Source organism: Pseudomonas sp. On1 (genome assembly GCF_033783325.1).
In genome coordinates this window covers 145,246-154,260 of record NZ_JAWPOA010000001.1, presented here as the reverse complement: position 1 = coordinate 154,260, position 9,015 = coordinate 145,246, and the positions used below count along the sequence as shown (strand labels likewise).

11 protein-coding genes are annotated in these 9,015 nt (G+C 56.7%); 9 read left to right on the top strand and 2 right to left on the bottom strand.

Annotation, left to right across the window (positions count from 1 at the left end):
- Window positions 1–6 precede the first annotated feature (6 nt).
- Window positions 7–1,860 carry an AAA family ATPase gene (locus R5C80_RS00915; RefSeq protein WP_319049711.1) on the top strand — a complete coding sequence of 618 codons (1,854 nt, stop codon included), beginning with the start codon at window positions 7–9 and terminating at the stop codon, window positions 1,858–1,860.
- A 65-nt stretch (window positions 1,861–1,925) separates the two neighbouring features.
- Here R5C80_RS00915 and R5C80_RS00910 read toward each other — a convergent pair whose 3' ends face one another.
- On the bottom strand, window positions 1,926–2,774 hold the full coding sequence (locus tag R5C80_RS00910) for a hypothetical protein (protein WP_319049709.1): 849 nt from the start codon (window positions 2,772–2,774) through the stop codon (window positions 1,926–1,928).
- Between the two features lie 156 nt (window positions 2,775–2,930).
- Between R5C80_RS00910 and R5C80_RS00905 the strand changes: the two genes are divergently transcribed.
- The 4 genes from R5C80_RS00905 (at window position 2,931) to R5C80_RS00890 (ending at window position 5,529) form a co-directional block, all read left to right on the top strand.
- The gene (locus tag R5C80_RS00905) at window positions 2,931–3,806 is read left to right on the top strand and encodes a hypothetical protein (RefSeq protein WP_319049708.1); all 876 of its coding nucleotides are present in this window, start codon (window positions 2,931–2,933) and stop codon (window positions 3,804–3,806) included.
- A 3-nt stretch (window positions 3,807–3,809) separates the two neighbouring features.
- Complete coding sequence (locus R5C80_RS00900) at window positions 3,810–4,070, top strand: hypothetical protein (protein ID WP_319049707.1); 261 nt, start codon at window positions 3,810–3,812, stop codon at window positions 4,068–4,070.
- Window positions 4,071–4,162: 92 nt separating this feature from the next.
- A complete protein-coding gene (locus R5C80_RS00895; RefSeq protein WP_319049706.1) occupies window positions 4,163–4,795 on the top strand; it encodes a hypothetical protein in 633 nt (210 codons plus the stop codon).
- A gap of 143 nt (window positions 4,796–4,938) precedes the next feature.
- On the top strand, window positions 4,939–5,529 hold the full coding sequence (locus R5C80_RS00890; RefSeq protein ID WP_319049705.1) for a hypothetical protein: 591 nt from the start codon (window positions 4,939–4,941) through the stop codon (window positions 5,527–5,529).
- 54 nt (window positions 5,530–5,583) lie between these two features.
- Here the strand turns inward: R5C80_RS00890 and R5C80_RS00885 are convergent, their stop codons facing one another.
- Window positions 5,584–5,886 (bottom strand): hypothetical protein, encoded by a 303-nt coding sequence (locus R5C80_RS00885; protein ID WP_209418935.1) that lies wholly within the window; start codon window positions 5,884–5,886, stop codon window positions 5,584–5,586.
- Between the two features lie 170 nt (window positions 5,887–6,056).
- Between R5C80_RS00885 and R5C80_RS00880 the strand changes: the two genes are divergently transcribed.
- The 4 genes from R5C80_RS00880 to R5C80_RS00865 all read left to right on the top strand — a co-directional run bounded on the left by R5C80_RS00880 (window position 6,057) and on the right by R5C80_RS00865 (window position 8,990).
- Window positions 6,057–6,506, top strand: a complete 450-nt coding sequence (locus R5C80_RS00880; protein ID WP_319049704.1) for a hypothetical protein — start codon at window positions 6,057–6,059, stop codon at window positions 6,504–6,506.
- 175 nt (window positions 6,507–6,681) lie between these two features.
- Complete coding sequence (locus R5C80_RS00875) at window positions 6,682–7,410, top strand: hypothetical protein (protein WP_209418939.1); 729 nt, start codon at window positions 6,682–6,684, stop codon at window positions 7,408–7,410.
- Between the two features lie 87 nt (window positions 7,411–7,497).
- Window positions 7,498–8,514 (top strand): nucleoid-associated protein YejK, encoded by a 1,017-nt coding sequence (gene yejK, locus R5C80_RS00870; RefSeq protein WP_319049703.1) that lies wholly within the window; start codon window positions 7,498–7,500, stop codon window positions 8,512–8,514.
- Window positions 8,515–8,564: 50 nt separating this feature from the next.
- Window positions 8,565–8,990 carry a hypothetical protein gene (locus tag R5C80_RS00865; RefSeq protein WP_319049702.1) on the top strand — a complete coding sequence of 142 codons (426 nt, stop codon included), beginning with the start codon at window positions 8,565–8,567 and terminating at the stop codon, window positions 8,988–8,990.
- Window positions 8,991–9,015 lie beyond the last annotated feature (25 nt).

The window sequence follows — 9,015 nt, the reverse complement described above, 5'->3', positions numbered from 1 at the left end:
CGGTCCATGCGCAACAAGTATGTGCAGTCCATGATCGGGTGCGCACTCACCTTGGTGCTGTTCGGGGGCTACTGGGCGTACAACCAATTCCTGCAACCCCAGGCCGCTGATACGGCTGCTGATCAGCAACAAGCAACGATCATGGATCAGATCAGCAAGAACCCCTCCCGATGGACCGATAACAGGAAAACGCTGGACAACCTCATGGAAGATGTCCGTCAGGGGAACGTCATCGAAGCCGACATCGGTAAGGAAGACATCTACATCACGACCAAGGACGAACGGGCCTATGTCGTGAGCGATCAGTTCGGTCAAGTCGCCCGGCAGTTGCTCAATTTGATCTACAACGAAAAGACTCCGTTGTTCACCATTCAGGAACTGAAGATTGGACCTCAGATCAGCGCAGCCCGATCGCTGGACGTAGCGGTTCAACTGATGATGGTCCTCTTCTTCGGGTGCATGCTCTGGCCCATATTGAGTCCCTACCTCACGATCCGAAGGAAAAAAGCGACATCCAAGGTCGCCTTCAAGGACGTGATCGGGTGCGATGAGGCAAAGCGAACTCTGATGGACATGACCGCCTGGCTGCGGACCCCGGAGAATTTCGCCCTGCTGAACGCGCGACCACCGAGAGGTGTTCTGTTCACTGGCGACCCGGGCGTAGGAAAAACGCTCTTGGCCAAGGCGCTGGCGAATGAGTGTGGCGTAAACTTCATCGAAGCGAATGGCAGCAGCTTCAGCAGCATGTTCTATGGCGTTGGCATCCAGAAGGTAAAGGGCCTGTTCCGAGAGGCACGCCGCAAAGCGCCGTGCATCCTGTTCATCGACGAGATAGACGGGATTGGCCGGCGCGTCGACCAAGGGCGCCTTGCCGATGGTGAAGGGAACCGCATCGTCAATCAATTCCTCACCGAACTGGATGGGTTTAGCGAGAACGCAGGGGTGATGCTGATTGCCGCGACCAACCATGTCGATGCCCTGGACAAAGCTCTGCGCCGGGAAGGTCGCTTCGACCGGACAGTTCATGTCCCCCTTCCGACGCTCGAGGACCGAATTCGCTTGCTTAAGCTGTACCTGGGCAAGACCAAGCCGGCAGAAGACCTGGACTATGACCGCCTTGCCAAGAACTGCATGGGGCTGACGCCGGCGGCTATCGCCTTCGTTGCGAACAACGCAGCGCTACTCGCTGCTCGCAGCAGCGATACCGAAGTTGGAATGCACCACATCCTGGAAGCAATCGAGATCCAGCGCATGGGTGAAGCGGACGAGAACCAGAAACTGGCAAGCTCCAAGGACCGCCGTAGAGTGGCCGTTCATGAAGCTGGCCATGCACTGGTTGGCGCGCTTCTCAACACAGGACGGGTGGAAAAAGTCACCATTCTCCCCCGTGGGCCTGCGCAAGGCGTAACCCTGATTCTTCCGCTCGAGGACAAGCGCCTGCATTTGCAGTCCGAGATTCAGGCGCAGCTCGCTATGGTCCTGGCGGGCCGAGCTGCGGAATCTAACGTCTTTCAGGAAGTATCCACTGGCGCTGCTGGGGACCTGAAAGAAGCCACCAGGATAGCCCTCTCGATGGTGACCAGTTACGGGATGTCCAATGACGAAAGCCTCTCCAGCTTGGCGACCATGCGAGAGCTCGGCATAGAGATCGATGCCCGGATCATTATGGAGAAAGTGGATGCGCTGCTTAAGGCTGGGTACGAAAAGGCGTTGGCCCTTATCGAGAACCACCGCCCAGAGCTAGATTTCATCGTCGAGCAACTGCTGGCGCACGAGACCATTGGCGGCGAAGTCGTATATCAGGCCCTGGAGCCAACCGAGTTCCCGGTACAGAGTGTGGAGTCCGCGGCGGTAGCTTGACTGCTCCGGCGGGGCCGGGATTACTCCGGCCCTAGGACTTTCAACCTCGAATCAGTCGCCCCCTGCTAGAAACCATAGGGTGAGGAGCCATAGGGGTTCTGCTGCGGCCCCTTGTAATCCGTCAGGAACTCGTCGAAGCGCTCCAGCATCTGCACAAAGATGTGCAGCGCCCTCGTGGATTCGTCGCGGAACACCAAATTCCCCTCTTCGTCCACCTGGTGGTAGAAATCGAACACTCCCTCACCCATCAATGCCAGGGCAGGCATTTCGGCCAGGCGCCCAGCCATCCGAACGATCTCACTTTCCCAAACCTGAATTTCCGGGGTGAAAGTCCAGTGCGGATGGTATGCATTCCACGGCTTGGCCATGTACATTCCGGCCCGATTACGAATCAGTCTGGCGAACTCCGTGTCGAACTTTACAGTGGAGTTGAACCGATCCCCGGGCGATACACGGAACTTCTCCTGCCGGAATCTCACTCTGACCTGCCAAACCTCATTGAGGAATTGCGCCGCATTTTGATGATCACGGGTGAGATCACTGCCAACCAATAGAGCTTGAGGGCGGCGCCCCCCGGTTTGGTGAGCGGCGATAGCCAGGCGCTTCCAATAGTGCAGCATTTCAACTGGGTAGAGGTGAGCGCTGTGATCGATCATGCGATGGCAAACCGCGCACAACCAAATGCCATTTTCATAGCCGTGACGATCCACATCCATTGGCAGATCGTAATATCGGGCAGCATTAGGGCGCGCTCCGCAGATATGCGCAGCATCGCCGGTCAGCTTGTCTTTGCGCCTGGCCCGATCGTAGACAAAGGTCTGAATCCCACAAAATGGGGCTGAACAGTAACCCCCAACATCCCGCCGTAGATCTTCTTTTACCCGCCGAGGGAATCCATCATCTGTCGTGCTCATGCTATTTCTCCTGAGCCTCTAATTAATAAGTAGCCGCCAATCAAAATCGGCACCGATAGACGAGGATAACCGGGAAATTCACCGTTGCGTTTTGACGTATCCAAGCTTGAGTCGGCCGTTACCATCATGAACCTCAGGAACTCCTGGAGGATCACAGTGAACACGTCGTTGGAAAGCTGCCCGGTGTGGCAGCGCTATCTCGAGGTCGTTGCCGCGGACGGCGCAATGCCCAACCACCTTCCTGACAAGAGCTCGCTCTATCATCGGCTCCGCGCCGGCAAACAGCCACTGGTGCTGCCGCCTCCCTTGTCCCATTCTTACCCCTGGTACGACGTTGTGGAGTCCGAAAAGGTTTTCGCCCCATTAGATGGGCCAGTCGCTTACGAGCCGCTGACGGAGGACGAACCGCCCGTCGATGCGGTATGGATCGACCAAACACCCTGGCTTGTGGTCGAACGGATCAGCAATTCGGAAATGATCGTCTCGCAGCCTGGCTGGCTGGATCTCGGGTTCCGGTGGCGTTACTGGCATAAACCAACCCGCGCAGATCAATCCGAGGCATCCATGATCGCCCACTATGATCGAGCTGTTGGCCGCATCACCACCAGTGCTCAGCTCGACCTGGAGTGCCGGCACCAAGCGGAGCATTGGAAGGCGCACCTCGAAATTGCCGCTTCCTCCTTCAGCAATGAGGTCAAATTGATGGGTATCGACCCCGATCTTAGGGATGCAGAAGATACCCTAAGAGCGCGAATGAACAGGGCCGCGGCTCAAATGCGGCTTGACCGGGCAGTAAGGGATGCGCAGAGACGAGCGGAGGGAGGCCTGCCTGCGGTGCCGTCTGATGCGGAGGTTGAAGCCTACGCGCAGCGCTACCGGATAAACCTCCTTGAGGGTTCATTCCAGGAACAAGATGGCTGGCTGTATGTAGACGGCTGGGCGTTGCAACGAATCTCGCCAGAGAAACTCGGGCCTGAACACTATTTGCCTGGCGCACCGGCAAGCCAACTGCAAGTGAGCCTTGAAGACTAAACTGTGCTCCACCCCTGCAATGAAACTGCGAGAAATCTGCTACTTCGCCTCGAAGCAGCTGGCCTGCGGGAGAGTGCTACCCTCAGCCTCGACGTAATCGGCAGTTACTGCATCGGCGTTCGGGCGACCAACGCCATCGAGGTGTTCGAGCTTAGGAGGGCTCAGGGAGCTGATTTCGGCAAGATCCGCGTCGAAAGCTATGCGGAGGGCCACATCATCGCGTTCCCTGAAGCGCTGGTAAAACTGGATTACGGTTCTGCCTGAGCATTTCCAGTTCGGTCTGCTGCACCGGTTCTGGCACAACCGGCGCAGTCTCACGATAGGTCCATCGAATTCATCAACGAAGGATCTACTCCATGAGCACCAATAACCCCAACGCTCTCGACCTCAATCGTGCGATCAACACCTATTCCAGTGACGAGGCGGAGCGCCTGGCCTATCAGCGTATGCAGGAGGTCGGCTTCAAGATTGCTGACATCCTCATAGAGATGCCTCTCGGGACCATGGCTGATCTAGGCCAAGGCGAGTGCCTGTTCGTAGCCCCGTATGCCGGCCGAATCGAGGTTTTCTCTACCCCGGACTGGCATGACAACTGCCGCTGGGGTGATGTCAACTGGTTCTTCCTGAATGACTACCAGGGCCTTGCCGCCGAGGACCTGGACGAACACCGAGTCACGATGGAAAACTGGCTGAAGAACCCGGTATTCCGGCAGTGCGTGCCTGCGGACAACGCATTCAAGGTCATATCTGCTCAGGAAGAATGGGCCCAGAGTCAAACCGGGGCGGCTCCCTCGCCGCTGAATCGCTATGATCATGACAACGTCAAAAACCTTATCGGCGGCTACATGGCCCCTTCCAAGACCAAACCGCAGGAAACACGAGTGGAGCAATTCAGCCGGGCGAAAGCTGAGTTGATCGGTCACTTGGAGCGCCAGCTCCAGCAGGTTAAAGGCTTCACCTTCTTGGATCTGTCCAAGAAGGTGAGTTGAGCTCAACTCCAACTCTTTGAACCCCGCATCGGCGGGGTTCTCTGTTCCTGGGTGGGGCCTAGGCCGAATTTTAGCCCTGCCATTTCGCTTGTGCGCGCGCCCACGGGCAGGACACTAGGGCCTTTCTCACCCAGGGAGCCAACATGATCAGCATTCGAGACAAGAAGGTTTTCGAATCCGCGGACGAAGTCCAAATCGTAGTCCATCAGGACGACATTCATCTGAATGCCCTGGGGCAGTTCACAGCGGTACGTTGCGGCTACGGCGGCCATACTTCCTTCACGGCCATTCAAGAGGACAATCCCTTCGATTCCCAAAAGCCCCTGGTGCAGGTGAAGGAGGGCTACAACACACTTGCGTGGTTCACCAGCGAGGTAGAAGCCAACAAGCTCCTAGCCCAGCTTCGCGAGGTGTTTCTGGAGATAAGGACAAAGCAGAACGAGAATTACCGTCATGAGCCGGACTCCACCACCGTCAAAGTGATCAAGCGTTCTATCGAGTGGATCGGAATCGTCCTGACAGCGCTGGTAATCGCCTTTGTCGGCGGCTTGACTGCATATCCAGGCTGGAAGGTGGGCGAGGGCCTGTATCACTCTGTGATGAACAGCTCTGAGACGTCGGCTGGGCTGAGCTTCGATTCGGCCGCGGAGTTGCTCTCGCCGGCAGGATCACCCGAAGCTGATCCCGCGATGGAGCCCAATCAACCCAGCGAAGCATCTCCGCCAAAAGACTGAAAATCAAAAACCCGACACGCACTCAGAGAGGTGTGTCGGGCTTCGTCCCAGATGTCAGACCACGCCAGCGCGGATCGCCTCGTAGACGACTTCCAAGAGGGGCTTATGGTCTTCGAGCGAACCATCCTCATCCATCTGGTCGTATGCCGTTAGCGTGTCGAGCCAGGTGAAGAACGCCTCGAAGTCGTCATATCCGCTGATCACATCAAGAGGATGACCGTCTTCGCCCAGCAGGCCTGATACCTGAGCCATCAGCTCGCGATAGGAAGGCAGGACCCCATCCAGCTCAGCTGCGAGCTCTTCGAGTTTTTCGTTGTAGCGTTGTTCGAATGCGGAAGTGTTGGTGGCGTACGGCATGATGCTGGCTCCAGTGGTTGGGGCCCTTTGCCCCGCGATGGAGTCACTATCAAGCCGTCCTTCTTGTGCCAGAAGCATTCCGGCATTTTTTCTTGAAGGTCGGCACTTTCCCCTTCGGTTCTGGCACCTCCAATCTTGATGGAACATGAGCACTCGATCAGGAGAGAACCATGTTCCCGAAGCAAAAGCACTTCTACCGCGGTACCAAAGCCAGAATCTCGAAATTCCAGCCCGCAAGTCGCGGCACTTTTGGTTCCGGCCTGTATTTTGGGGATCAAGCCTGTGCCGATGAATACGCAGGACCTGGCGGCTCTGTCTGGGAGGTCCAGCTCGACATGGGCAACCCTCTCCACTGCTTGGCCAGCCTTGAGCATGAGTACGACCTGGACAGTCCGGCCGTTCCCCTTATCGAGCAGATTTTCTCGGAAGAGACTGCAATTGAGCTGATAACCAGGGCTATTGAAACCGACGGCCATTTTGGGATTGAGATTCAGCAGCGAATTGAGCAGCTCGGTCATGACGGACTTGTGGCCACTTACCCGGATGGCAGTTACGAGGTAGTGGTTTTTTCCCCTGCACAGGTACTGGACATTCGTCGACTGGATAGCCGCGCAGCGTGACGCCTCCAGCAAGGAAGCGTGGAGATCACACTCTGAATTCAGGGGATTCAGGCACGCCAGCAGGTGGCAGATTATCGGCCTGGCGAATCGGGATTTCAGCGGGCCATTTTGGCTTTGTGTCACCCGTCAAATCGCGCAACCTCTTCCCCACCCCCAGCCAAAAGGAATCAGGCAAATGGTCAAATTCACCCCCAAACTTCTCGATGGTTACACCTACATGCTGGATCGCGATCGTACGGTGGACACTGCCGTTCTGGAGTTGAAGGAGGCATTTTCTCCGCAGGCAATCTTCGATTCCGCGGAACGCAGGTTGATAAAGCTGAATCCTGGTACCACCCACGACCTGCACGCCTACATCGGTGTCGGATACAACCAGTTCGGCGCAGACGCCCGAGCAGTAGCATTCAAAATTCTGGTAACCGATACCGGACAGACTGCTGCCAATGCTCTCCTCTGCGCCGAGGGCTATTTCATCGCCACGACCTGCAAAGGCCTGGATCTAGTCATCGCGATGGACAGTATCAGCCAGGACGTTTACCTAGCCGGGGAACTCTTCAGTCAAGGATGGCCACGCCGTAATGGCACCTTCACGCTTTTCACCCAGCTGATCGTTCACCCCGATCTGCGGTCCCCTGTACTCCATGCCCTGATGCTGGAGCTCGAGGGGGAGATCTGCTCATTATCGCCGGATATCCCGACTCTCTCTTCAGGGCTAATGCTGGTTTTCAACCGGGACTCCGAGCCGACCAATAACCTGCTGGAAAATTGCAGTATTTGCACTGTTCACGAACAGCGGGACAAACTGCGACTGTTCAGCATACCCACAAAGTCATTCTTCAATCGGCCAAGCCCCCGCACCACTGGCGAGCGAATTTGCGAGTTCAGCTTCGACGCTTGCGCTTAACCCCCCTCCTCCGTAGCCGGCAGGATCTCACCCGTTATGATCTTGCCGGCAACCGCTTTCGGCTTATCAGTCCAACTTGAGGTCCCCATGCCTATTCGCCATTGCATTGTCCATTTCATCGACAAAAAGCCCGACGGGAACCCGGCGGCACTCCATTCCCGGGATGCGGAACTGGAACACAACGAGGCAGCAGATAACCTCCTTGCCGATCTCAACGATGCCTACAATGCCAAGGCAACCAAAGGTTGGGGACTTTTCCATGGTCAATCGGGGGCCTATCCACTGAGCGGGTGGCTGAGTGAGTACCTGGATGGTGGGCAAGATTTCGTGAGCTTCAGCCGCCAGGCAGCCGAGCACCTGATGAAGCTGATGGACGAGTCAAGCCTGACTGTCGGCGGCCATTTCTTGCTGGCGCATTACCAGCAAGGCATGACTGACTACCTCATCCTCGCGATGCTCCATCACCGAGACGGTGTCGCGCTGACCGAAGGCCTAGAGGTAGCCGCCATCAAGCATCTCGACGTGGGGCAACTCCACCTTGCCGCAAGGATCAATCTGTCTGAGTGGCGTAACAACCCTAAGTCGCGCCAGTACATTTCCTTCCTCAAGAAAGGTGGCCGCAAGGCTTTCGACTACTTCCGCGACTTCATCGGTTGCGAGGAAGGCCACGATGCTCCAAGCGAGACGCGAACTCTGCTGAAAGCATTCTCCGACTTCGTTGAAAGCGAAGACCTGCCAGAAACAGCTGCCAGGAAGAAAACCGATACGCTGGTTGATTACGCCAGTGCCCAAGCGCGGCTCGGGCAACCGGTAACCCTGGACGAACTTTCGAGCCTGATCGACGAAGACCGACCGAGAGCCTTCTACGACTACATCCGGAACAAGGACTATGGTCTGGCTCCGGAAATTCCAGCTGACAAACGTACTTTGACCCAGTTCCAGCGATTCACCGGCCGTGCTGGCGGCCTGGCCATCACCTTCGAGGCCCATCATTTGGGATCGACGGTTGAGTACGATGAAGATCGCGATATGCTGATCATCCGCAACATTCCGCGTCAGCTCAAAGACCAACTCGTGAAGCGGAAGGACTCTCAAGGGGCTTAAGCGGCCCCGACCACTCTTACCGTGAGATCACCGCATTACAGGAGAATTGGGTGCCCAGCCTGCAACCGGATCAGATCCTCAAAGACGTCAGAACAATGTTCGAGTCGATGCTGCACTCCTCACTCGGACATGAGCGTACGAACGGCACCTGCCTCTACGCCGCCATCCTCTGTGAGGCACTGCTACGGAAATTCGCCGCGCTGGACCCGATAATTCGAGGTGGTGACGGTAAGGAGGATGGGGGCCTGGTGATTGATGGGGTTCCGCATGGCCACTACTGGGTTGAAGTCGAATATCAGGGCGGAATCCACGTCGTAGACATCACTGCGGACCAGTTTGGCCTCGACGCCATGGTGTTTGCCCCGAAAGACAGCATTTCTGCTGATTACGTGGCCGGCGACCAGGCGACTGTTGACGCTCACGTCCAGGACATGAGGAACAAGATCAAAGAGGATGCAGATCGGGAGCTCCCTTAGCAGAGCCAGGCAAAGATTACTGCCT

What these genes read in the sequence shown, in the direction of transcription:
- R5C80_RS00875 (WP_209418939.1), top strand. Translation starts at nt 6,682, where the DNA reads ATGGTCAAATTCACCCCCAAACTTCTCGATGGTTACACCTACATGCTG.
- R5C80_RS00915 (WP_319049711.1), top strand. Translation starts at nt 7, where the DNA reads ATGCGCAACAAGTATGTGCAGTCCATGATCGGGTGCGCACTCACCTTG.
- R5C80_RS00890 (WP_319049705.1), top strand. Translation starts at nt 4,939, where the DNA reads ATGATCAGCATTCGAGACAAGAAGGTTTTCGAATCCGCGGACGAAGTC.
- yejK (WP_319049703.1), top strand. Translation starts at nt 7,498, where the DNA reads ATGCCTATTCGCCATTGCATTGTCCATTTCATCGACAAAAAGCCCGAC.
- R5C80_RS00880 (WP_319049704.1), top strand. Translation starts at nt 6,057, where the DNA reads ATGTTCCCGAAGCAAAAGCACTTCTACCGCGGTACCAAAGCCAGAATC.
- R5C80_RS00895 (WP_319049706.1), top strand. Translation starts at nt 4,163, where the DNA reads ATGAGCACCAATAACCCCAACGCTCTCGACCTCAATCGTGCGATCAAC.
- R5C80_RS00885 (WP_209418935.1), bottom strand. Translation starts at nt 5,886, where the DNA reads ATGCCGTACGCCACCAACACTTCCGCATTCGAACAACGCTACAACGAA.
- R5C80_RS00910 (WP_319049709.1), bottom strand. Translation starts at nt 2,774, where the DNA reads ATGAGCACGACAGATGATGGATTCCCTCGGCGGGTAAAAGAAGATCTA.